Below are 23,024 nucleotides of genomic sequence, written 5' to 3' on the forward strand. Positions count from 1 at the left end.
GACCGTGTCCGACCTCGCAATGCTCGAAACATCCATCCTCGACCAGATCGCCGCAGCCGGCGACGAGGCCGCCCTCGAAGCGGTGCGCGTCGCTGCCCTCGGCAAGAAGGGTTCGATCTCGGCGCTGCTTGCCACGCTCGGAAAAATGTCGCCGGACGAACGCAAGACCCAAGGCGCTGCGATCAACCAGGCCAAGGACAAGGTCACCGAGGCGCTCGCCGCGCGGCGCGACGTTTTGAAATCGGCCGCGCTCGACGCGCGGCTTGCGTCGGAAACCATCGACGTCACCCTGCCGCTGCGCGATGCGCCGGTCGAGGCCGGCCGCATCCATCCGCTGAGCCAGGTCTGGGACGAGCTGACCACGATCTTTGCCGACATGGGATTCTCGGTCGCCGAAGGCCCCGATATCGAAACCGACGACTACAACTTCACCAAGCTGAATTTTCCGGAAGGCCATCCCGCGCGCGAGATGCACGACACCTTCTTCTTCCATCCGAAGGAGGACGGCTCCCGCATGCTGTTGCGCACCCACACCTCGCCGGTGCAGGTGCGCACCATGCTGAGCCAGAAGCCGCCGATCCGCGTGATCTGCCCGGGCCGCACCTATCGCATCGATTCGGATGCGACCCACACGCCGCAATTCCACCAGGTCGAAGGCCTCGTCATCGACAAGCACTCCCATCTCGGCCACCTCAAATGGATCCTGCACGAGTTCTGCAAGGCGTTCTTCGAGGTCGATCACATCAACATGCGCTTCCGGCCCTCGTTCTTCCCGTTCACCGAACCGTCGCTGGAAGTCGATATCCAGTGCCGCCGCGACAAGGGCGAGATCCGCTTCGGCGAGGGCGAAGACTGGCTCGAGATTCTCGGCTGCGGCATGGTGCATCCGAACGTGCTGCGCGCCTGCGGCATCGATCCCGACGAGTACCAGGGCTTTGCCTGGGGCATGGGCATCGACCGCATCGCCATGCTGAAATACGGCATCGCCGATTTGCGCCAGCTGTTCGACAGCGACGTCCGCTGGCTCTCCCATTACGGCTTCAAGCCGCTGGAAGTACCGACCCTCGCGGGAGGGCTGAGCTCGTGAAATTCACCCTCTCCTGGCTGAAGGACCATCTCGACACCGACGAGCCGCTGGACAAGCTCGCCGAGAAGCTCACCATGATCGGGCTCGAGGTCGAGAACATCGAGGACAAGGCGAAGGCGCTGAAGCCCTTCACCATCGCGAAGGTGATCTCCGCGGAGCAGCATCCGAATGCGGATCGCCTGCGCGTGTGCATGGTCGACACCGGCGACGGTGGCGCGCCTGTGCAGGTCGTCTGCGGCGCGCCCAATGCGCGGACGGGTCTCGTCAGCGTGTTTTCGCCGCCCGGCACCTACATTCCCGGCAAGGACATCACGCTCGGTGTCGGCACCATCCGCGGCGTCGAGAGCCGCGGCATGCTGTGCTCGGCGGCTGAATTGCAGATTTCCAACGACCATGACGGCATCATGGAATTGCCCGCGGATGCGCCGATCGGCGCTGCCTACGCCGCATGGGCCGGCCTCGGCGATCCCGTGGTCGAGATCAATCTGACCCCGAACCGGCAGGACTGCACCGGCGTGCACGGTATCGCGCGCGATCTTGCCGCCGCCGACATGGGCAAGTTCAAGGATCCGACCATCAAGCCGATCAAGGGCGAATTCCCGTGCCCGGTGAAGGTCACGGTCGAAGACGCCGCGCTGTGCCCGGGCTTCGCGCTGCGCCTCGTGCGTGGCGTGAAGAACGGACCGTCGCCGGAATGGCTGCAGAAGCGGCTGACCGCGATTGGTCTGCGTCCGATCAACGCGCTGGTCGACATCACCAACTTCATGACTTACGACCGCGCGCGGCCGCTGCACGTGTTCGACGCGAAGAAAGTGAAGGGCAATCTCGTGGTGCGCCGCGCGCGTGACGGCGAGACGCTGCTCGCGCTTGACGGCCGCAGCTACAATCTCGATCCCGCAATCTGCGTGATCGCGGACGAGCACGGCGTCGAATCGCTCGCCGGCATCATGGGCGGCGAGGCCTCAGGCTGCGACGAAACCACCACCGACGTGCTGATCGAATCGGCGCTGTGGAACGAGATCAACATCGCCCAGACCGGCCGCAAGCTCGGCATCAATTCGGATGCGCGCTATCGTTTCGAGCGCGGTGTCGATCCGGCCTTCATGGTGCCGGGGCTGGAGCTCGCGACCAAGCTCGTGATGGAGATGTGCGGCGGCACGCCGTCGGAGAACGTCGTGGTCGGCAAGACCTTCGGCGACGACCGCGTGATCGATTTTCCGGTCACCGAGGTCAAGCGGCTCTCGGGCATCGAGGTGCCGATGCCGGAGATGAAGCGCATCCTGACCCATCTCGGCTTCATGATGGCGGGCCCGGGCCCGGTCGTGAAGGTCGCGGTGCCGTCGTGGCGGACCGACGTTCATGGCAAGGCCGACATCGTCGAGGAAGTCGTCCGCATCCACGGCGTCGACAAGGTGCCGATGACGCCGTTCGAGCGCGGCGAGGACGCACGCAAACCCGTGCTGACCCCGCTCCAGCTCCGCACCCGCCGCGCCAGGCGCGCGCTGGCGAGCCGCGGCATCATCGAAGCGGTGACCTGGTCATTCATCACCAAGTCCGCCGCAAAGCTGTTCGGCGGCGGCCAGCGCGAGCTCGAGGTCGCCAACCCGATCGCGTCGGATCTCTCCGACATGCGCCCGACCCTGTTGGCCGGCCTGATCGCGGCGGCGCAGGCCAATGCCGATCGCGGCTTTGGCGATGTCGCGCTGTTCGAGGTCGGGCAGGTGTTCAAGGGCGATCGCCCGCAGGATCAGTTCATGGTGGCAAGCGGCGTCCGCCGCGGCTTTGCGTCGTCGCAAGGCCTCGGACGGCACTGGTCGGGTTCGGCGCAGGCTGACCTGTTCGACGCCAAGGCCGATGCGCTCGCGGTGCTCGCCGCCGCCGGCGCACCGATGCAGGCCCTTCAGATCGTCGCGGGCGGCCCGTCCTGGCTGCATCCCGGGCGCTCCGGTACGATCCAGATCGGGCCGCAGAACGTGCTGGGTTATTTCGGGGAGATGCATCCGCGCGCGCTCGAGGCGCTCAGTGCCGGCGGCCCGCTGATGGTATTCGAGGTGATCCTCGACCGCATCCCCGAGGCGAAGAAGAAGCCGACCCGCGCCAAGCCCGTGATCGAGCTGTCGGCATTCCAGCCGGTGTCGCGTGACTTCGCCTTCATCGTCGATCGCACCGTGAAGAGCGGCGACATCGTGCGCGCGGCCCAGGGCGTCGACAAGAAGCTGATCACCGCCGTGAACGTGTTCGACGTCTACGAAGGCAAGGGCATCGACGATGGCAAGAAGTCGATCGCCATCGCGGTGACGATCCAGCCACGCGAAAAGACCCTGACCGACGAGGAGATCGAGGCCGTCGCCGCGAAGATCGTGGCGGAGGTGACGAAGAAGACCGGCGGCACTTTGAGAGCATGATCATGCTCGAGAAATCATAGAGCATGAATCTCACTGACTTTCTTCCAAAGGACGTCAGCCTCACCGTTGCGATGGCGCTCTGCGCCGTCGCTTTCGTTTCGGGCACCGCGCGCGGCTTCTCCGGCTTCGGCTCGGCCCTGATCTTCATGCCGCTGGCGAGCAGCATCGCGGCGCCGCGTCTGGTTGCCGCGCTGCTCCTCGTGATCGATTTCGTCGCGGCCGCGCCGCTGCTGCCCGACGCCTGGCGCAAGGCTAACCGCAAGGCCACCGCCGTGATCGTGCTGGGCGCGCTGGTCGGCGTGCCCGTCGGCACCTATTTCCTCAGCGTGCTCGAACCCGTCACGACGCGATGGATCATCTCCTGCTTCGTCGCCGCGCTGTTGCTGCTGTTGCTGTCGGGCTGGCGCTATCGCGGCAGGGACCACGCCTGGCTCTCGGTCGGCATCGGCAGCCTCTCCGGCTTCTGCAGCGGCCTCGCCCAGACCGGAGGCCCGCCGATCGTCGGCTACTGGCTCGGCCGCCCGGTCGCATCGATCGTCGCGCGCGCCAACATCTTGCTGTTTTTTGGCGCGTCTGATTTTTTCTCGATGGTCAGCTACGCGACCACAGGACTGATCAGCCGCGAATCGCTCGTGCTCTCGCTCATCGTCGGACCAGTCTATGCGATCGGCGTCGCCTTCGGTGCGTCGCTGTTCGGCCGTGCCAGCGAGAAAGTGTTTCGCGCGATTTGCTATGGGCTGATCGCGATCGCGGTGGTCGCCGGGCTGCCGGCGCTGGATGGGGTGTTACGCTGAATTGTCCTTAGTCGTCCTGGCGAAAGCCAGGACCCATTACCCCGGTCAGCGTTTGTAGCGCGACTGACAACCACAACTCTTCGCCAAACCACTTCGTGGGGTAATGGGTCCTGGATCTGCGCTGCGCTTGTCCAGGACGACGGCTGAATCAATTACCCTATTGCCGCGGCGCCCTGCGCTTCTTCGTCGACTGCGTCGGCACATCGGCCGGCTCGTCCTTCAGCGCGCCGATCTTGCGCAAGGCCGCGTCCGCGGCGCGCTCGCCGCTTTCCCAGGCGCCGTCGACGGTGCCCCACAGCGTCTCGTGCGTGGCTTCGCCAGCGAGGAACATGTTGCCGATCGGCTCGGCAAGGATTCTTCGCGAGAGCTGACCGCCGGGCGAGGCCGCCGACATCGCACCCATCACGAAGGGCGAGGCGTTCCAGCGCGTCACGCTGGCTTTCTGCACGGCCGCGGCGACCTCGCTGCCGAACAGCTTCGTGATCCATTCCCTGGCGAAGGCCGTCATCGCCTTCTCGCCCTGCTGGGTGAGATCGCGGCCGAACGAGCCGCCGACATCGATCGAACATAGCGAGGAACCGGCGATATTGGCGAACATCAGCGCCGTGCGCGTCGAGTTGCTCTGCTCGATCAGGATGTCGTCGCGCGACAGGCCGAGCGGATTGCCCGGCAGTTGCAGCACGATGTGATCGTAGCTTCCGAGCGTGAGCTTTGATGCGGCATCGAGCGTGCGCTTCGGAATGTCAGGCCCGAATTTGATCGCGCCCGAAATCAGCACATTGGTCGAGACCGTGATGATGGCGGCGCGTGCGGCGATCTTGCCGGCCTGTGTCTCCACGCTGACGTCGCGATTGCTCCAGACGATTCGGCTCGCCGGTGTCGACAGCGCGACCGGCGCCTGCTCACTGAGTTTGGTGATCAGGGTCCCCAGGCCCTGGCGGCAGGCGATCGCGGCGTTGCGATCCTGTGCCCGCGCCTTGTCGATCGCAGACAACTCCTTCAGGTCCTTGCCGGCGAAGCTCGCGCCCAGCATGAACTCGGCCGCGCCGGCCCAGTCGCCGAGGTCCTTCGGCAGCACCGAGGCGCAGGCGGTATCGAGCTTGCCGCGCGCGGCCTCGTCGATGGCGCGGTTGGCGCGCACCAGCGCCGCCAGGAATTCCTCGGTCTCGCCGGCGCGTGCGTTGCGGCGGCCGATGCGCATCTTCTGGCCTGACGGCGCCGGCAGAACGTCGAGCCCGGCGCTGCGCGCCAGCCGGATCATCGGATTGGTGTCGGGATTGTGCATCCAGCGCGCACCGCGATCGAACGGCGTGTCGAAGGTGGTCGTATCCGTGATGCAGCGGCCGCCGATCTGCGACGCAGCTTCCACCACCACGACCTTGCGATTGGCCGCCATGATGCGCCGCGCCGCGGCAATTCCGGCCGCGCCCGCGCCGATCACGACAATGTCAGCCTCGCGCGGCAGGGGCGCGGCGGTTGCGCGCAGGACCGGCATCGCAGCAAGGCCCGCCGATGCCGATAGGAAGCTGCGGCGCGTGATTGTCATGGCATGGTTTCCGGAGACTTGCAGCAAACGGGAACAGCTAGCGAACCTTGCCGTATCTGATGTTGCGCGGCAACCATCATGGTGAATCAATCGTGCTTGATGTCACGGAGCGATGAACCGAATTGCAACACGTTCAGACCATGGTAGAGAAGAGAAAAAGACGGCCGGAAAAGGCCGTGGGGGAGTTTTGAAATGGGGACGGTCCTGGATTCAGTCGGCAAGCTGATTGCCGCGTACCTCTCGAAGGAGGTGCCGGGCTATGAGCCGTTCACGCCGAGCGACCCCGAGCATCTGCGCGGCGTCATCGAGCCCGGCGACGTGCTGCTGGTCGAGGGCAACAACCGCATCTCGGGCATCATCAAATATCTGACGCAGTCGACCTGGTCCCACGGCGCACTCTATGTCGGCCCGATCGAGGGCGCGGAAGAGCCTGACGGCGAGCCGCACGTGCTGATCGAGGCCAATATCGGCGAAGGCGTCACCTCCGCGCCGCTGTCGAAATATTTCCCCTATCACACCCGCGTCTGCCGCCCGGTCGGGCTGTCCTATGAGGATCGCACCACGGTCTGCCGCTATGCGATCAACCGCATCGGCTTCGGCTACGACACCAAGAACATCGTCGACCTGATGCGCTTTCTGTTTCCGCTGCCGATCCCGCAGCGCTGGCGGCGCCGCATGATCTCGATCGGCTCGGGCGATCCCACCAAGATCATCTGCTCGGCGCTAATCGCGCAGGCGTTCGACGCCGTGCGTTACCCGATCCTGCCCAAGATCACCAAGGCCGGCAGCCGTGCTGCCCGCCGCGAGATCCTGCACATCCGCGATTCCTCGCTCTACATGCCCCGCGACTTCGACATCTCGCCCTATTTCGAAGTCGTCAAACCCACCATCGTGCACGGCTTCGACTACACCGCCTTGCACTGGGCCGACAAGCAGAAGCCGCTCGAGGAGGTAGCCGGCACCTTCGGTGTGTTTCCAGAAACGTTCAGTGCGCCGCCGCTCGTTCCTGAAGCGATTGACGAAGAGGCGCCGGTTCCGGCTGAAGAAGTGATGCGTGAGGCGGCTGCGGAGATGAGCGTTGCCTTCTCCGAGCATTTTGTGCTGCTGAACGATCTCGCAAAGTACCGCGCGCGGGGACATGCGCTGGAGATGGCGGCGTAGCCGTCCCTCCAACATCGTCATTGCGAGCGCAGCGAAGCAATCCTCGCAATGACGGCGACCTACCGCTCCGCCCGCCCGATCACCGCCATCAGCTCCGCGATCTTCTCGCGCTGATCGGCCTTGTCGCCGCTCGCGATCGCATGCTCGACGCAATGGGCGACGTGATCTTTCAAAACCTCTTCCTCGACCCGGCGCAGCGCGGCGCGCACCGCCGAGATCTGCGTGACGATGTCGATGCAATAGCGGTCTTCCTCGACCATTTTCGAGAGGCCGCGAACCTGCCCCTCGATCCGGCCGAGACGTTTTCCGACGGATGCCTTGATGTCCTTGCGCATGCGGACTATATACCCCCCCAGGGTATAACTTGCAAGGCCGGAGCGTGGCAATGAACGACGCCGAACACGAGCACCATCACAAGCCGGAAACACATTCCGGATGCGGCTGTTCCAGTAAAGTTGCCCCGGTCGACAAGCCCGCCGCTGCCGCCTGCTGCGGCGCGCACGGCGATCACGCGCATGACCACGGCGCCGCGGCAAAAGTCCGCGATCCCGTCTGCGGCATGACCGTCGATCCCGCGACCTCAAAACACCGCTTCGACCATCACGGTGCGACCTTCCATTTCTGCTCGGCCGGCTGCCGCACCAAGTTCGCCGAGGATCCCGCAAAGTACCTCGCAAAGGACAAGACGCCCGAGCCCGAGATGCCCGCGGGCACGATCTACACCTGCCCGATGCATCCGCAGATCCGCCAGGCCGGGCCCGGAAGCTGTCCGATCTGCGGCATGGCGCTGGAGCCGGAAGTGGCGAGCCTGGAGACCGGCCCCAACCCCGAACTCGCCGACATGACGCGGCGGTTCTGGATCGGCGGCGCGCTGGCTTTGCCGGCAGTGGTGCTGGAGATGGGCGGCCATCTCGCGGGCCCGCACAATTGGATCGATGCGACGCTGTCGAACTGGATCCAGCTCGTCTTCGCCACGCCTGTGGTGCTGTGGGCCGGCTGGCCGTTCTTCGTCCGCGGCTGGCAGTCGCTGCTGACGCGCAACCTCAACATGTTCACGCTGATCGCGATGGGCACGGGCGTTGCCTATGTCTACAGCCTGATCGGCACCATCGCGCCGCAGATTTTCCCGGCCACCTTCCGCGGCCATGAAGGCGCGGTCGCGGTCTATTTTGAGGCCGCGGCGGTCATCACCGTGCTGGTGCTGCTCGGTCAGGTGCTGGAGCTGCGCGCCCGCGACGCGACCTCGGGTGCGATCAAGGCGCTGCTGCAGCTCGCCCCGAAAACCGCGCGCCGCGTCGATGCTGACGGCGGCGAGCACGAGGTCGAGATCGACGCACTTCATGCCGGTGACCGCTTACGCGTGCGTCCGGGCGAAAAAGTGCCGGTCGACGGCGTCATTCTGGAAGGCCGTTCCTCGCTCGACGAGTCGCTCGTCACAGGCGAATCCATGCCGGTGACCAAGGAGACGGGCGCGAAGGTGATCGCCGGCACGCTCAACCAGTCCGGCAGCTTCATCATGCGCGCCGACAAGGTCGGGCGTGAGACGCTGCTGTCGCAGATCGTGCAGATGGTCGCGGACGCGCAGCGCTCGCGCGCGCCGATCCAGCGCCTCGCCGACCAGGTCGCGGGCTGGTTCGTGCCGATGGTGATCGCGGTAGCGGTCGCTGCCTTTGCGGCCTGGGCCTGGTTCGGGCCGGAGCCGCGGCTGGCCTTCGGCCTCGTCGCCGCCGTCAGCGTGCTGATCATCGCCTGCCCCTGTGCGCTTGGCCTGGCGACCCCGATGTCGATCATGGTCGGCGTCGGCCGCGGCGCGCAAGCAGGCGTGCTGATCAAGAACGCCGAGGCGCTGGAGCGGATGGAGAAGATCGACACGCTGGTGGTCGACAAGACCGGCACGCTGACCGAGGGAAAGCCGAAGGTGGTCGCGATCGTGCCGGCGGCCGGTTTTGCGGAAGACGACATCCTCCGCATGGCCGCCAGCGTCGAACGCGCCAGCGAGCATCCTTTGGCCGACGCGATCATGCGCGCGGCGAAGGAGAAGCAGCTCGCGCTCGGCCAGGTCGAACAATTCGATTCGCCGACCGGCAAGGGCGCCACCGGCAAGGTCGACGGCAAAACCATCGTGCTCGGCAATGCCAAATATCTGACGTCGATCGGCATCGACACCAAAGCGCTCGATGGCGAGGCCGAACGGCTGCGCGGCGATGGCGCGACCGTGATCAACATGGCGGTCGACGGCCGGCTTGCCGGCCTGTTCGCGATCGCCGATCCGGTCAAGGCTTCGACCCTGGAGGCGCTGAAGGCACTCGCGGCCGAAGGCATCAAGGTCATCATGCTGACCGGCGACAACCGCACCACGGCGGAGGCCGTGGCGCGCAGGCTCGGCATCGCCGATGTCGAGGCCGAGGTGCTGCCGGATCAGAAGAGCGCGGTGGTGACGAAGCTGCAGAAGGCCGGCCGCAGCGTCGCGATGGCCGGCGACGGCGTCAACGACGCGCCGGCACTGGCCGCGGCCGAAGTCGGCATCGCCATGGGCACCGGCACCGACGTGGCGATGGAGAGCGCCGGCGTCACGCTGCTGAAGGGCGATCTCACCGGCATCGTGCGGGCGCGAAAACTGTCGCAGGCGACCATGAGCAACATCCGGCAAAATTTGTTCTTTGCCTTCATCTACAACGCCGCCGGCATTCCGATCGCGGCCGGCATCCTCTATCCGACCTTCGGCGTGCTGCTGTCGCCGATCATCGCCGCGGCCGCGATGGCGCTGTCCTCGGTCAGCGTGGTCGGGAATGCGCTGCGGCTGCGGGCAACGCGGCTGTGACAGTGGACTCCCTCGCCCCGCTTGCGGGGAGAGGGTTGGGGTGAGGGGTGTTTCCACATTACCGCTAACAGTTGGACTCGTGGAGAGTCCCCCTCACCCGGAATTCAAGCTACGCTTGAATCCCGACCTCTCCCCGCGAGCGGGGCGAGGTAAAGAACAGCGCCACACGCAGCGAGGACCTGATGCAGCGAATTACGATCACGATCGAAGACGATCTGCTGGCGGAGATCGACGCTGCGGCGGAAGCGCGCGGCTACCAGAACCGCTCCGAGATCATCCGCGACCTCGCACGCGCAGGCTTGCAACAGAGCAGCGAAGACACCGCACAGACGGGTCCTTGCGTCGCCGGTCTCGTCTATGTCTACGACCACGCCGGCCGCGATCTCTCAAAACGCCTGTTGCAGGAATTCCATGGTCACCACGACCTCGCGCTGGCGACGCTGCACGTCCATCTCGACGACAACAATTGCATGGAGATGACGGCACTGCGCGGCGACGCCTCCGAGGTCAGACATTTCGCCGACCACATCATCGCCGAACGCGGCGTGCGCTATGGGCGTGTGGTGATGATTCCAACGGGGGAAGGCAAGCAGGCGAAGGCGCGGAAGCAGGCGCACCGGCATGAGTAGGTTGGACTAGCACCGCGGCCTTTTTCCCTCTCCCCCTGTGGGAGAGGGTGGATCGCCGCGAAGCGGCGAGACGGGTGAGGGGTATGTCTCCACTAACTCGTCTCTCTCGACTTGAATTCGCGGAAGCAAACCCCTCATCCGGCGCTTCGCGCCACCTTCTCCCACAGGGGGAGAAGGGAAAAAGGATCACGCCGCCTTCGCGCTCCCACCCGGCAGCCCCGCCCGGGCGAGGCCGCCGTAGAGCTGCTCATTCGGCATCTCCTCGCGCAGGATCCTGCGCACCGCGATCAGTTTCTCCAAATCGATGCCGGTCGGAAAACCCTTGCTCTCGCACAGGAAGACGACATCCTCGAACACGACATTGCCGGTCGCACCGGGCGCGAAGGGGCAGCCGCCAAGGCCGCCGAGCGAGCCGTCGAGGATACGCGCGCCTTCGTCGAGCGCGGCGGCCGCGTTCGCGATGCCCATGCCGCGGGTGTCGTGAAGATGGATGCAGATCGGCTTTGACCCTGCAAGCTTCACCGCGGCGCGCGTCAGCTCCGCCACCTGCTTCGGCCCGGCATAGCCGACGGTGTCGGCGATGCCGACGAAATCGACACCAGCCTCCAGGCATTTGTCGACCAGCCGCAGCACCTCCGCGGGATCAACCGCGCCTGTGATCGAACAGCCCAGCGCCATCGAGATCGCCGCGTTGACGAGCGGCTTGTGGCTGGTGGCATCGCGCAACTCGCACAGGCGTTTCAGATTGGCGATCGCGGACTCGCGCGAGCGGTGCGCATTGGCCTGGCTGTGCTCTTCCGTTGCCGAGACCACCGAGGCGATCTCGCCGACGCCGGACGCCAGCGCCTCGTTGACGCCGCGTTCGTTGAGCGCAAGCGCGATGCCATGCGCGCCGGACAATGAAGCGACGGTCGCGACGACATCGCGAACATCGACGAATTGCGGAAAAGTCTTCGCCGGCAGGAACGAGCCGACCTCGAAATGGCGCACACCGGCGGCATATTCCTCGCGCACCCAGCGCTGCTTGGCGTCGGTCGAGGGAATTTTCTTCACGAGCTGGAGCCCGTCGCGCAGGCCGACTTCGCGCAGGCTGACGCGCTCCGCGGGGTAAATCTCCTGGATCCGGCTCATCCGCGCCTCCCTGTTGTTTTTGACGTGGCGTCTTCATTTTCATTGTCGATCTCGGCGCGAACGGCCGCGGTGTCGGCCCCGAGCGGCGCGACCTTCAGGCCTTCGCCGATATGGCTGCCATTCCATTCGATCGGCAACGCCGGCACCCGGAACGGCTTGCCGTCGGCCGTTACATTGTTGACGAGCCCACCCGGCCGCAGCACATGCGGATCGGCGAAGAGATCCTCGGGCCGGTTGATCGGCGAGAAGCAGATGTTGAGCGCATCGAGCCTCTGCGACAGTTTCGCCACGTCCCACTGCCTGATGATTCCGGCCGCGCGCGGAATGATCCGCCCGCGCGCCAGGATGCGGTCGGTCGTGGTGCGCAAGGCGGGATCATCGAGGAATTCAGTCAGGCCGAACTCGCGGCAAAAGCTCTGCCAATGACCTTCGGTGACGACGCCGATGAAGATGCGCTCGCCGCCGGCGGTCTCGAAGATGTCGTAGATCGGCCACGCATGCTCGCGCTCCGGCATCGAGCGCGGCTTGTTGCCGGTCATCTCGTATTCGACCATGTGCTGGGCAACCAGGAACAGGCAGTTCTCGAACAGGCCGATGCGAATGTCGGCGCCATCGCGTTTTCCCCCGCGCTTCTGATAGAGCGCCGCGAGGATCGCGATCACGCCGAACATGCCGCCCATGATGTCGTTGGCGGACGAGCCGACGCGCTGGGGTTTTTCGCTGGTGCCGGTCATGGCGGCAAGGCCCGCCATCATCTGCACGACCTCGTCGAGCGCGGGGCGGTGCTCGTAGGGACCTGAGAGAAAACCCTTGTGGCCGGCGATGATCAGCTCCGGATGCCGGCGGCGCAGTTCGTCCGCGCCGAGCCCCTGCTTCTCGAGCTGGCCGTCGCGAAAATTCTCCAGGAACACGTCGGCCGTCGCCAGCAGCCGGTGCATGGTGTCGCGATCCTCGGACTTCTCGAAATCCAGCACCACGCTGCGCTTGCCGCGGTTGAACAGCGGGAAGAAGGCCGTGCCCATGCCCCCCAGGCTTCGGGTCTTGTCGCCCGCGGGCGGCTCGACCTTGATCACGTCGGCTCCGAGCTGCGCCAGGATCATGCCGCAGGTCGGGCCCATGACCATGTGGGTCATCTCGACGATGCGCACGCCTGCAAGCGGCAATCCGGCCGCCGATTCTTCCATCGCCATATGCGCCTGTTCCTTTGCCCGGTGGGTTCCGCTTGTTGTCAGGCGGGTTGGTGAAGCAACGGTCTTGCCGAATTCATCGTGGCTTCGTTGATGCGAGCGGTCAATCCGGCCATGAGCGGCGCCGCCGATCTCCCTTGCCGAAGTGGCCCGGGGTGTCTACCTCTCGCGGGTGATTTCGTGAGAGGAACTCCCATGCTGGATGCCGCCGTCAAGGCGCTGTCGCAAATGATCTCGCCGCCGATGCGATCGATCCTGTGGCGGTCGATCGGCGTCGCACTGGTGCTGATCATCGTGCTGGCGATCGGCTTGCAGCGGCTGCTGAGCTGGTTTGCGACCTATGGCGAGGCCTGGCTGGAAGGCCTGCTCGGTCCGGGCTGGCACTCATCGCTCGAGGTGTTGTCCTGGATCATTTCGATCGCCGCGGGCCTCGGCGTCGTGTTCGGAGCTGTGTTCCTGATGCCCGCGATCACCTCGCTGGTGGCGAGCCTGTTCGTCGACGACGTCGCCGACATTGTCGAGCGCGAGCACTACCCGGCCGAGCGGCCGGGCGTCGCGCTGCCGTTCAGCCAGGCGATCTACGAGGGCGTCAAGACCGCGCTGCTGACGATCCTGGTCTACCTGATCGCCTTGCCGCTGGTGCTTTTCGCCGGCGCCGGTTTCCTGGTCTTCTTCCTCGCCACGGCATGGCTGCTGGGCCGCGAGTATTTCGAGCTCGCGGCGATGCGGTTTCGCTCGCCGGAGGAAGCCAAGGCGATGCGGCGCGACAATGCCGCGACCATCTTCACCGCGGGCCTGTTCATCGCAGCCTTCGTCTCGATCCCGATCGTGAACCTGGCGACGCCGATCTTCGCCATGGCCTTCATGGTCCACATGCACAAGCGGCTCTCAGGACCACGGCCCGAGCTGATCGAGCCGGCGCGGCAGATGCGGTGAGGGTGTCTACCTCACCGACACCCCGCATTTGCGCAGGAGCATCCTGGCGAAGCCGAACGGCGCCGGCGTGAACGGGCCGGGCGGGGCACGGGTGACCAGCGCGACGACGCCGAGCGCGGCCATCGCGACCCAGAAGCACAGCCAGAAGCCGTCGATATAAGCGAGCACATTGGCCTCGCGCTGAACCAAGCCCGCGAGCGTACCGACCGCGCGGGCCTGGGCCGAGCCGGCGCCATGGGCCGCAAAATGGTCGGCGAGCTGTTTCAGCATGCGGACCACGTCGACGTCGCCGACGCCGAGATTCTGGCCGAGATAGAAGGAATGGATCTGCTCGCGGACGCGCAGCCACGTCCCCATCACCGCCACGCCGATCTCGGCGCCACCGAGCCGCATGATCTGGATATAGGCGGCAAATGAGGTGGCGCGGCTCGGATCGGAATTGGACAGCAGCGTGATGATCAGCGGCAGCAAGGTCAGCGACTGCCCGATGGCCTGGAGCAGCACGATGCCGGCGAAATCCTCGCGCGCCCAATCATGGCTGAGCTGCGTGCCCCAGAGATTGGCGGCGGCGAAGCAGGCAAATCCCACGACCACCACCGTTCGCGTATCGAAATGCCGCAGCAGCCAGATCGAAAGCGGCACCAGCACGAACATCGGCAACGCGCCGTAGGTCAGCAGCAGCAAGCCACTCTGCTCCGGCCTGAGCAGGGCGATGGTGGCGAGGAAATTCGGCACCAGCGACGCGTTGGAGAGGCTGGTCAGCGTGTAGAGCAGGATCAGGACCAGCCCCAGGCCGATATTGCGCGAGAACAGCACGTTGATATGCGCCCATGGCTGTCGCACCAGGGCCTCGTTGACGAGGAAGCCCGCGACCAGCACCGCGCCGGCAATAATCAACGCCATCACCGTTCCCGACCCGAGCCAGTCCAGCCGGTTGCCCTGGTCGAGCCCGGCATAGATCATCGAAACGCCGGCGCCGAGCAGCAGCATGCCGCCCCAATCGGCCTCGCGCAGCAACGCGCGATTCACCGGCTCGTTCGGCGTGCCCCAATAGACCATCAGGCCCATCAGGGGCGCGATCAGAACGCTCTGCCAGTACAGCCATTGCCAGCCGAGATGGTCGACATAGAAGCCGACCAGCGAGCTCGAAGTATCAAGCGCGAAGCCGACGCGGATCGAATAGATCGAGATCGCCGGGAGCCACCAGCGGATCGGCAAATTGCGGAACACGATCATCAGCGTCGCCGGCACGAAGGTGCCGAGCAAGAGGCCATGCACCACGCTGAGCGCGAGCAATGTCGGATAATCGTGCACGAACGGGATGATCAGCGAGACCGCGGCATAGACGAGGCTGGGGATACCCAGCACGCGGCGCAGGCCGAATACGGTGGCAAGCCAAGCCACCGCGGGCGCGATGAAGATCTGCGAGCCGATGCCCGCCGTGGAGAGCCATGCGCCTTCGTCGAACGAGAGCGAGAACGCGCCGCGCAGGTCCGGCAGGCCAATCGTGGTCAGGCGGCTGTCGAAATTGGCGAGGAACGAGCCGAGCAGCACCGCCGCCACCGCAAACAAGGGTTGCGGGGCGACGCCGCCGCGCGAGAGCGGTCCGCGACTGGAATCGTCATTTTCCGCCATTGCCGGCCTTGGTGTCGATGCTGGTGACGACCGACATGCCCGGCACCAGCCGCGTCAGCAGCGGCTGGTTGTCGTCGAACTGGATGCGCACGGGAATGCGCTGCACGACCTTGGTGAAGTTGCCGGTTGCGTTGTCCGGCGGCAACAGCGCGACCTGCGCGCCGGTCGCAGGCGCAATGCGCTCGACCCGGCCGCGCAGCTTCTCGCGCGGGAAGCTGTCGACGGTGATCTCGACCGGCTGGCCCGGCGCAACGTGCGTAAGCTGGGTCTCCTTGTAGTTCGCGATCACATAGACCTTCGGCAACGGCACGACGTTGATGAGGTTGGTGCCGATGTTGACGTAGTCGCCGGGCTGGACCTGTCGCTCGCCGACGACGCCGTCGAACGGTGCCGTGATCTTGGTGTAGCCGAGCTTGAGCTTCGCACTCGCCAGTGTCGCCTTGGTCGCTTCGAGATCGGCGGCGCGCTGTTTCCTGGTGCCTTGCAGGACTTCGAGCTGGTGCTGCTGGGCCGCGATCACGGCGCGGCTCGCGCGCACATCGGCCTGCGCCTTGGCATAGCCTGCGACCGCCTGTTCGAAGCGCTGCCGGGTACCGGATTCGGTCTGCGACAGCGACTGCTGACGCTCCTGCTCCTGCCGCGCCTCGACCTCCACGGCTTCAGCCGAGAGCCGCGCGGCTTGCGCCTGCGCGATCGTCGCATATTGCAGCTCGATCTGATTGGCCAGATTGTCGAGCACGGCTTGCGCGGCGGCGACCGCCGCTTCGGACTGCGCGACTTGCGCCTCATAGTCGGCAGGATCGATCTGGATCAGGAGATCGCCGGCCTTGACGCGCTGGAAGTCGGTGACGCCGACGGTCAGCACTTCGCCGGAGACCCGACTGGCAAGCCGCGTCAGCTCGGCGCGCACATAGGCGTCGTTGGTGGTCTGGACCACCGAATTGCCGACCCATTCGTCGAAGCGCTGCGTTGCCAGCGCGACGAAGCCGAGCGCGACGATCACCGCGAACAGCGGAATCGCGAGCCGGCTCCACAGGGAGCTCGGCGGTCGCTGCGAGGGCTTCGGTGGCGGCGCCGGCGTGGCAACAGGTGGCGACGACGGGATTTGTTCCTGCTGACTCACGCTAGACTCCAAAAACCACTTCCCCGAACGCCAGTCTCAGACCGTCTTCTCCGGCCACCTACAGAGATCGTTGATCAGGCATACCTCGCAGCGCGGCTTGCGCGCGAGGCAAGTATAGCGGCCATGCAGGATCAGCCAATGATGGGCATGCAGCATGAACTCGGCCGGGATCACCTTTTCGAGACCGAGCTCGACCTCCAGCGGCGTCTTGCCGGGCGCAAGTCCGGTCCGGTTGCCGACGCGGAAGACATGCGTGTCGACCGCCATGGTGTGCTCGCCGAAGGCCATGTTGAGCACGACATTGGCGGTCTTGCGACCGGCGCCGGGCAACGACTCGAGCCCCGCGCGCGTGCGCGGCACCTCGCCGCCGAACTCGCTGAGCACCTTCGCCGACAGCGCGATCACGTTCTTCGCCTTGGTGCGATAGAGCCCGATGGTCTTGATGTACTCGCGCAGGCGTTCCTCGCCGAGGTCGAGCATCTTCTGCGGCGTGTCGGCGATCGCAAACAGCGCGCGCGTCGCCCTGTTGACGCCGGCATCGGTCGCCTGCGCCGACAGCACCACCGCAACCAGCAGCGTGAACGGATTGACGTGCTCGAGCTCGCCTTTCGGCTCCGGGTTGGCCTTGCGGAAACGGCTGAAGACCTCGTGGACCTCGGGCGGCGTCCAGGGTTTCATGGCCTTGAGGGATTTCTTGCCGGGGGCCTTAGGCTTCGCGGCGGCCGCCTTCGCCTTTTTCTTCGGCACGGACGTTTTGCGCGGGGCCGGCTTGCGGGTGATTTTCGCCATGATCGGGATATACTGAGGGACGATGAGCACAGGCAACGAAATTGCGCGCGAACGATCCGGAAGCGAGGCCGAGCCTCAGATCTTTTCCGCGCGCCTGACGCCGCACCGCTCGCTGAACCGCACCGGCTTCCTCGCCGTGATGCTGTTCCTGAGCGCCGTCAGCTTCGTCACCGGCCTCGTCTTCCTGATGATGGGCGCCTGGCCGGTGTTCGGCTTCTTCGGCCTCGATGTGCTGGTGATCTGGTGGGCCTTCAAAGCCAATTTCCGCGCGGCGCGGGCCAGCGAGGAGATTGTGGTCACACCATCTGAATTGCGCGTGCGGCGCGTCAGCCAGCACGGCCAGGTGGTCGAGTGGACCTTCAACCCGCTCTGGGTCCGTCTCGACATGGAAATCGACGAGGATTTTGGCATCGAGCACCTCTATCTGATCTCGCGAGGTCACCAGATCCAGATCGCCCGCTTCCTGGGACCGGACGAAAAGGCAAGTTTTTACAAAGGTTTGGTTGAGGCATTGAATGCCGCCCGGCGCGGCCCGACCTACAATCCGATCGCCTGATTTGCGGATCGGAAATCGGGTGGTTTCCCACCCTGCCCTCTCCTACATTTGTGGTCATGATGACACTCGCGATACATGACCAGCGCCTGGCCGGGCCGGGCTCCCAGAACGCCGCGATGCGCGACTATGATTCCGTGCGCCGGGCGATCGCCTTCATTTCGGAAAACTGGCGCGCCCAGCCGACCATCGAGGCGATGGCGGATGCGGCCGGCGTCACGCCGGACGAGCTGCACCATTTGTTCCGTCGCTGGGCCTCGATCACGCCGAAGGCTTTTATGCAGGCGCTCACGCTCGATCACGCCAAGGGCTTGCTCAGGGACTCCGCGAGCATCCTCGATGCGGCGCTCGACTCCGGGCTTTCGGGTCCGGGCCGGCTGCATGATCTGTTCGTCACCCATGAGGCGATGTCGCCGGGTGAATGGAAGAACGGCGGCGCGGGGCTGATCCTGCGCTATGGCTTTCATCACTCGCCGTTCGGCACCGCGATCGTGATCGCGACCGATCGCGGATTGTCGGGACTCGCTTTCGCCGATCCCGGTGAGGAACAGGTGGCGCTCGCCGACATGACGCGGCGATGGCGGAACGCAACTTACGTCGAGGATCACGAAGGTACCGCACCCTTGGCGCAGCGCATCTTCGACACGAAACTCTGGCGGCCGGATCAGCCGCTGCGCGTGGTGATGATTGGGACCGATTTCGAGGTGCGGGTGTGGGAGACGCTGCTGAAGATCCCGATGGGCCGCGCGGTGTCCTATTCGGACATCGCCTGCAATATCAACAGCCCGAAAGCCTCACGCGCCGTCGGCGCTGCCGTCGGCAAGAATCCGGTGTCCTTCGTCGTGCCCTGCCACCGCGCGCTCGGCAAGAGCGGCACGCTCACCGGCTACCACTGGGGCATCACCCGCAAGCAGGCGATGCTGGGCTGGGAGGCCGGGCAGCTGGGGATGCAGTAAAATTGTCGTCCCGGCGAAGGCCGGGACCCATACCGCGTGATCTACCGATACCGCGCGAGGACCTACTGCCAGTCTTCGCCAAACTCAATCCGGTGGTTATGGGTCCCGGCCTTCGCCGGGACGACACTGAAAGTTTGGCTCGCTGTGCCGCGCGTCTCATGCAATCTCGTTCAGCCCGCCAGATCCAGCTTCGACGCCACCGTCGAATCCGCATTGAGGCGGTAGATGATCGGCACACCCGTCGCGAGCTCGCGCTTCAAAATGCCTTCGGGCGAGAGCTTTTCCAGCACCATGATCAGCGCGCGCAGCGAATTGCCGTGAGCCGCAACCAATGTGCGCTTGCCGTTGAGCACGCCGGGCAGGATCTCCTGCACGTAATAGGGCAGCGCTCGCGCCAGCGTGTCCTTCAGGCTTTCACCGCCGGGCGGTGGCACGTCGTAGGAGCGGCGCCAGATCAGCACCTGGTCCTCGCCCCATTTCTTGCGGGCGTCGTCCTTGTTGAGGCCGGAGAGATCGCCATAGTCGCGCTCGTTCAGCGCGAGGTTCTTCGTCGTCGGAAGGCCCTTCTGGTCGAGCTCGCCGAGAATGAGGTCGAGCGTGTGCTGTGCGCGCGTCAACACCGAGGTGTAGGCGACGTCGAACACGAGGCCTTGCGCCTTCAGCTTGCGGCCGGCTTCCGAAGCTTCCTTGACGCCGAGCTCGGTGAGGTCAGGATCCTTCCAGCCCGTGAACAGGTTCTTGAGATTCCATTCGCTCTGGCCGTGCCGCACCAGCACGAGAAGACGTTCGCTCATTGACTGCTTTCCGTTTCGTTCGTTGTCTAAGCATGATTGTGTCGGAAAACCGCTTCACACTTTTCCGGATCATGCTTCGTTCAGATGTCAGACAGGCCGAGCACATCGGCCATGGAGTAGTGCCCCGGCTTCTTGCCATGCGCCCAGAGCGCGGCCTTCAGCGCGCCGTGGGCGAACAGCATGCGATCCTCCGCGTGATGCGACAGCGTCAGCCGCTCGAACGCGCCGAGGAAGCTCACGCTGTGATCGCCGGCCGCGGTGCCGCCGCGCAACGACGCAAAGCCGATGTCGCCGGGCTTGCGCGCGCCGGTGATGCCATCGCGACCGCGGTCTGCATGCTCGTCGAGCGCGATGCCGCGGCCGCTAGCGGCCGCCTGGCCCAGCATCAGCGCCGTCCCCGAGGGCGCGTCGATCTTCATGCGGTGATGGGTTTCGACGATCTCGATGTCGAAGCTCTCGTCGAGCGCCTTGGCGACGCGCTTGACCAGTGCGGCGAGCAGATTGACACCCAGGCTCATATTGCCGGACTGCACCACGACGGCGCGGTTGGTGACGCTCTTGATCACGGCGTTGTCGGAGCCCGACAGCCCGGTCGTGCCGACCACGTGCACGAGGCCCCGTTCGGCGGCGATCGCGACATTGGCCAGCGTCGCCGCGGGCACGGTGAAATCCAGAATGCCGTCGGCATCCTTTGACAACGCCCAGAGATCGCCGGAGAGTTTGATGCCATTGGCCGGCAGGCCTGCGAGCACGCCGGCATCCTTGCCGAGCAGCTCCGAGCCCGGCGCCTCCAGCGCGCCGGCCAGCACCGCGCCTTTACTTTCGGCAATCGCCCGCGTCAGCGCCCGGCCCATCCGGCCGCCGGCTCCAGCAACAATCAAACGCATGTCGGACATGGTGCGATCCTCTCACGGTCGTTGTAGCGGGGGGAGGCAGTTCCGGCAACCGAGGGTGATCGGGCAGGCGGGCTTCCACCTTCCCTGGAGCGCCGGTCGCTTGCGGCCATCCTTCGAGACGCCCGCCTACGGCGGGCCCTCAGGATGAGGTCGGAATCCGTGGCAACAAATTCGACGGGCGCCGATACTGCTTAGCCTCATCCTGAGGAGACCGCGGAGCGGTCGTCTCGAAGGACGAGGCGTGCGCGCAGACCCAGCCTCAGCCGTCTGACGGCTGCGGGCCGTCATAGCCCTCGATGATGATGAGGTCGGCGACGGAGTGCGGCTGGCGCACCTTGATGTTGGCCTGGTATTCCGGCGAGTTGTAGCAGGCGATCGCGGTCTCGTAGTCCGGGAATTCGATCACGACGTTGCGGGTGCGGCTGGCACCTTCGACGGTGGTGAACTTGCCGGCGCGGACGACGAAGCGGCCACCCCATTTTTTGAAGATCGGACCATTGGCGACGGCATAGGGCTTGTAGCCCTCGTCACTGCTCACGTCGACGCGTCCGATCCAGTAGCCTTTTGCCATTGTTCTTCTCCCTGTGTTGTTGGTTAGTCGAGTGCCTCGGCGATCTCGCTCTGGATAGCCTGCGCAATCGCCTCGGGGTCCGTGGCTTCCACCACCGGCCGCCCGACGACGAGATAGTCCGCGCCCGCGGCAATCGCGCGGCCCGGCGTCATGATGCGCTTCTGGTCGCCGCTCGCCGCGCCCGCCGGCCGGATGCCGGGGGTGACGAGGCTCATCTGGTGGCCGACGATCTTGCGCAAGGCTCCGACTTCCTCGGGCGACGATACCAGCCCGTCGATGCCGAGCACCTGCGCCTGCTGCGCGCGCGCTTCGACGAGCTCGGAGACGCCGAGCCGGAAGCCTGCCGCGTGCAGATCGTCCTCGTTGTAGGACGTCAGAACAGTGACGGCGAGAATCTTCAGGTTCGAGCTGCCGCGACCTTCGACGGCACCCTTCATGGTCTGCGGATAAGCGTGCACCGTGAGGAAGGTCGCGCCGAGCCTTGTGATGCTGTCGACGCCTTGCGCCACGGTGTTGCCGATGTCGTGCAGCTTGAGATCGAGAAAGACCTTCTTGCCCTTGTCGGCGAGCTTGCCGACCAGCGGCAAGCCGCCGGCATAAGCCAGCCGATAGCCGATCTTGTAGAAGGTGACGCTGTCGCCGAGCCGGTTGACCATCGCTTCTGCGGCATCAACGCCGGGCAGATCGAGCGCGACGATCAGGCGGTCTTTCGGGGCAATCTCGGCTGGCGTCATGTCACCTCACATCATGCGTTGGGAAATGTCGATCAACTGCCGCACCAGTTCCTTCAACGCGGCGATATCGCCCTCGTGCTTCAGCCTGTCCATATCGTCATAGGCCTGGTCGGCAAAGGCGAGCGTCAGCTGGCTGGCAATCACATTGGCGTGGCAGGAGGTCAGGATCAGCCGCAACGCCTGCAGCGCGCGAGCCGCGCCAAGCCGGCTCTGCGAGGCGCCGGCGAGCGCGAAGACGCGGTTGCGGAACACCTCGCCGCGCGGCTCGTGCAGCTCATGCACGCGACTGACCCAGTCGATCGCGTTCTTCAGCAGCGGCGGCACCGAGGCGTTGTATTCGGGCGAGACGATCAGCACGCCGTGATGCGCGCCGATCATGCGCTTGAGATTGATCGCTTGCTTGGGCACACCGGACTTGGCCTGCAGGTCGCCGTCATAGATCGGCAGCGGAAAATCGGCGAGCGAGATGCGGGTGACGTCGACACCGGCCTGGTCGAATGCATAGGCGGCGACCGCTGCCAGCTTCGCATTGTGCGAGCCGGTGCGCAGGGAGCCGGGAATGATCAGGATTTTCGGTGCGGACATCCGCTTCCATGCGTTCGGCGAAACGAGCCCGCCACGCAAACAGGAATGCCGGCGGAATTAGTCCTTGCGATACACCCAGACGCGGGCCGGCGGAAGGTTCATCCAAATCCGTTCCGAGGCCTCTGTGGACACGCCGGGCAGCGATTTCGGAATCGGCGGCACCACCGCATAGGTGAACTGGACGAAGGGCGCACCGGGCGCCAGCGCCGTGAAGGCGTCGCGAATGAGCCGCAGCCGCGTCAGCATCGGTTTTGTGACCAGCGGCAGGCCGGAGACGACCGCGGAGGCCGGCGCGCTCAGCACGTTCCAGAGCGTGTCGCGCAGGCGATAGGCATCGCCCTGCACCACCTTGGCCTGCGGGTAGCGGTCGCGCAGCAGGGCGCAGAAGCCAGGATTGTACTCGACGAGGACGAGACGCTTCTGGTCGACGCCGCGCTCGACCAGGGCCGAGGTGATGGCGCCGGTGCCGGGCCCGAGCTCGACCACCGGTGCGTCCGAATTGACGTCGACGTAGTGGGCCATGGTCCGGGCCAGCAGCTTGCCCGACGGCATCACCGCGCCCATGTGGAGGGGCTTTTCAATCCATGACCGGAGAAAACGCACCTCGTCATCGAGACGGGGCTTCTTCAACGCACGCGCGGACGATGGCAATGGCATGTCGGGACCGGCCGGGACCGCGTGACCGCGGCGT

The 23,024-nt window shown here is 65.4% G+C and carries 22 protein-coding genes; 9 read left to right on the forward strand and 13 right to left on the reverse strand.

Annotated elements, in window-relative coordinates:
• Positions 1 to 4: 4 nt before the first annotated feature.
• The 3 genes from pheS to AC0L3J_RS03255 are packed head-to-tail and all read left to right on the forward strand — an operon-like array spanning position 5 to position 4,286.
• Positions 5 to 1,087 carry a phenylalanine--tRNA ligase subunit alpha gene (gene pheS, locus AC0L3J_RS03245; protein ID WP_456766966.1) on the forward strand — a complete coding sequence of 361 codons (1,083 nt, stop codon included), beginning with the start codon at positions 5 to 7 and terminating at the stop codon, positions 1,085 to 1,087.
• Positions 1,084 to 3,492, forward strand: a complete 2,409-nt coding sequence (gene pheT, locus AC0L3J_RS03250; protein WP_473345902.1) for a phenylalanine--tRNA ligase subunit beta — start codon at positions 1,084 to 1,086, stop codon at positions 3,490 to 3,492. The genes pheS and pheT overlap by 4 nt, the downstream gene beginning before the upstream one ends.
• A gap of 23 nt (positions 3,493 to 3,515) precedes the next feature.
• A complete protein-coding gene (locus tag AC0L3J_RS03255; protein ID WP_473345903.1) occupies positions 3,516 to 4,286 on the forward strand; it encodes a sulfite exporter TauE/SafE family protein in 771 nt (256 codons plus the stop codon).
• 157 nt (positions 4,287 to 4,443) lie between these two features.
• On the opposite strand, the gene AC0L3J_RS03260 is transcribed toward AC0L3J_RS03255, so the two are convergent.
• The gene (locus AC0L3J_RS03260) at positions 4,444 to 5,832 is read right to left on the reverse strand and encodes a flavin monoamine oxidase family protein (protein WP_473345904.1); all 1,389 of its coding nucleotides are present in this window, start codon (positions 5,830 to 5,832) and stop codon (positions 4,444 to 4,446) included.
• 192 nt (positions 5,833 to 6,024) lie between these two features.
• Between AC0L3J_RS03260 and AC0L3J_RS03265 the strand changes: the two genes are divergently transcribed.
• Positions 6,025 to 6,993, forward strand: coding sequence for a YiiX/YebB-like N1pC/P60 family cysteine hydrolase (locus tag AC0L3J_RS03265; RefSeq protein WP_473345905.1), 969 nt, complete (start codon positions 6,025 to 6,027; stop codon positions 6,991 to 6,993).
• Positions 6,994 to 7,052: 59 nt separating this feature from the next.
• Here AC0L3J_RS03265 and AC0L3J_RS03270 read toward each other — a convergent pair whose 3' ends face one another.
• Positions 7,053 to 7,328 carry a metal-sensitive transcriptional regulator gene (locus AC0L3J_RS03270; RefSeq protein ID WP_007598521.1) on the reverse strand — a complete coding sequence of 92 codons (276 nt, stop codon included), beginning with the start codon at positions 7,326 to 7,328 and terminating at the stop codon, positions 7,053 to 7,055.
• Positions 7,329 to 7,378: 50 nt separating this feature from the next.
• Between AC0L3J_RS03270 and AC0L3J_RS03275 the strand changes: the two genes are divergently transcribed.
• Positions 7,379 to 9,814 carry a heavy metal translocating P-type ATPase gene (locus AC0L3J_RS03275; protein ID WP_473345906.1) on the forward strand — a complete coding sequence of 812 codons (2,436 nt, stop codon included), beginning with the start codon at positions 7,379 to 7,381 and terminating at the stop codon, positions 9,812 to 9,814.
• A 182-nt stretch (positions 9,815 to 9,996) separates the two neighbouring features.
• The gene (gene nikR, locus AC0L3J_RS03280) at positions 9,997 to 10,443 is read left to right on the forward strand and encodes a nickel-responsive transcriptional regulator NikR (RefSeq protein ID WP_473345907.1); all 447 of its coding nucleotides are present in this window, start codon (positions 9,997 to 9,999) and stop codon (positions 10,441 to 10,443) included.
• 186 nt (positions 10,444 to 10,629) lie between these two features.
• Here nikR and AC0L3J_RS03285 read toward each other — a convergent pair whose 3' ends face one another.
• Together AC0L3J_RS03285 and AC0L3J_RS03290 are read right to left on the reverse strand one after the other, a co-directional pair.
• The gene (locus AC0L3J_RS03285) at positions 10,630 to 11,574 is read right to left on the reverse strand and encodes a hydroxymethylglutaryl-CoA lyase (protein ID WP_473345908.1); all 945 of its coding nucleotides are present in this window, start codon (positions 11,572 to 11,574) and stop codon (positions 10,630 to 10,632) included.
• A complete protein-coding gene (locus tag AC0L3J_RS03290; RefSeq protein WP_473345909.1) occupies positions 11,571 to 12,764 on the reverse strand; it encodes a CaiB/BaiF CoA transferase family protein in 1,194 nt (397 codons plus the stop codon). Before AC0L3J_RS03290 ends, AC0L3J_RS03285 begins: the two co-directional genes overlap by 4 nt.
• Before the next feature lie 192 nt (positions 12,765 to 12,956).
• On the opposite strand from AC0L3J_RS03290, the gene AC0L3J_RS03295 reads away from it, so the two are divergent.
• Positions 12,957 to 13,697: a sulfate transporter family protein gene (locus AC0L3J_RS03295; protein WP_473345910.1), complete on the forward strand. Its 741-nt coding sequence runs from the start codon at positions 12,957 to 12,959 to the stop codon at positions 13,695 to 13,697.
• Positions 13,698 to 13,703: 6 nt separating this feature from the next.
• Here AC0L3J_RS03295 and AC0L3J_RS03300 read toward each other — a convergent pair whose 3' ends face one another.
• From AC0L3J_RS03300 to nth, 3 genes are read right to left on the reverse strand one after another with little or no spacing between them, the layout of a single operon-like run.
• The gene (locus AC0L3J_RS03300) at positions 13,704 to 15,332 is read right to left on the reverse strand and encodes an MFS transporter (protein WP_456766955.1); all 1,629 of its coding nucleotides are present in this window, start codon (positions 15,330 to 15,332) and stop codon (positions 13,704 to 13,706) included.
• On the reverse strand, positions 15,319 to 16,455 hold the full coding sequence (locus AC0L3J_RS03305) for an HlyD family secretion protein (protein ID WP_473345911.1): 1,137 nt from the start codon (positions 16,453 to 16,455) through the stop codon (positions 15,319 to 15,321). The genes AC0L3J_RS03300 and AC0L3J_RS03305 overlap by 14 nt, the downstream gene beginning before the upstream one ends.
• A gap of 36 nt (positions 16,456 to 16,491) precedes the next feature.
• Positions 16,492 to 17,244, reverse strand: coding sequence for an endonuclease III (gene nth, locus AC0L3J_RS03310; protein WP_473345912.1), 753 nt, complete (start codon positions 17,242 to 17,244; stop codon positions 16,492 to 16,494).
• 22 nt (positions 17,245 to 17,266) lie between these two features.
• On the opposite strand from nth, the gene AC0L3J_RS03315 reads away from it, so the two are divergent.
• Positions 17,267 to 17,800, forward strand: coding sequence for a DUF2244 domain-containing protein (locus tag AC0L3J_RS03315; RefSeq protein ID WP_473345913.1), 534 nt, complete (start codon positions 17,267 to 17,269; stop codon positions 17,798 to 17,800).
• Between the two features lie 56 nt (positions 17,801 to 17,856).
• Positions 17,857 to 18,753: a methylated-DNA--[protein]-cysteine S-methyltransferase gene (locus tag AC0L3J_RS03320; RefSeq protein WP_007598507.1), complete on the forward strand. Its 897-nt coding sequence runs from the start codon at positions 17,857 to 17,859 to the stop codon at positions 18,751 to 18,753.
• A gap of 170 nt (positions 18,754 to 18,923) precedes the next feature.
• Here the strand turns inward: AC0L3J_RS03320 and AC0L3J_RS03325 are convergent, their stop codons facing one another.
• From AC0L3J_RS03325 to AC0L3J_RS03350, 6 genes are all read right to left on the reverse strand, one after another.
• Entirely contained in the window at positions 18,924 to 19,547 is a 624-nt protein-coding gene (locus tag AC0L3J_RS03325) for a 2,3-bisphosphoglycerate-dependent phosphoglycerate mutase (protein WP_007598504.1), read from the reverse strand.
• 80 nt (positions 19,548 to 19,627) lie between these two features.
• The gene (gene dapB / locus AC0L3J_RS03330) at positions 19,628 to 20,443 is read right to left on the reverse strand and encodes a 4-hydroxy-tetrahydrodipicolinate reductase (RefSeq protein WP_473345914.1); all 816 of its coding nucleotides are present in this window, start codon (positions 20,441 to 20,443) and stop codon (positions 19,628 to 19,630) included.
• A 259-nt stretch (positions 20,444 to 20,702) separates the two neighbouring features.
• Positions 20,703 to 21,014, reverse strand: coding sequence for a DUF1330 domain-containing protein (locus tag AC0L3J_RS03335; RefSeq protein WP_027566211.1), 312 nt, complete (start codon positions 21,012 to 21,014; stop codon positions 20,703 to 20,705).
• Positions 21,015 to 21,037: 23 nt separating this feature from the next.
• Positions 21,038 to 21,748, reverse strand: coding sequence for an orotidine-5'-phosphate decarboxylase (gene pyrF / locus AC0L3J_RS03340; RefSeq protein WP_473345915.1), 711 nt, complete (start codon positions 21,746 to 21,748; stop codon positions 21,038 to 21,040).
• 6 nt (positions 21,749 to 21,754) lie between these two features.
• Positions 21,755 to 22,333, reverse strand: coding sequence for an NADPH-dependent FMN reductase (locus AC0L3J_RS03345; RefSeq protein ID WP_473345916.1), 579 nt, complete (start codon positions 22,331 to 22,333; stop codon positions 21,755 to 21,757).
• A gap of 57 nt (positions 22,334 to 22,390) precedes the next feature.
• Positions 22,391 to 22,990 (reverse strand): class I SAM-dependent methyltransferase, encoded by a 600-nt coding sequence (locus tag AC0L3J_RS03350; RefSeq protein WP_007598495.1) that lies wholly within the window; start codon positions 22,988 to 22,990, stop codon positions 22,391 to 22,393.
• Positions 22,991 to 23,024: the final 34 nt, after the last annotated feature.

Source organism: Bradyrhizobium sp. Kon37 (genome assembly GCF_055807535.1).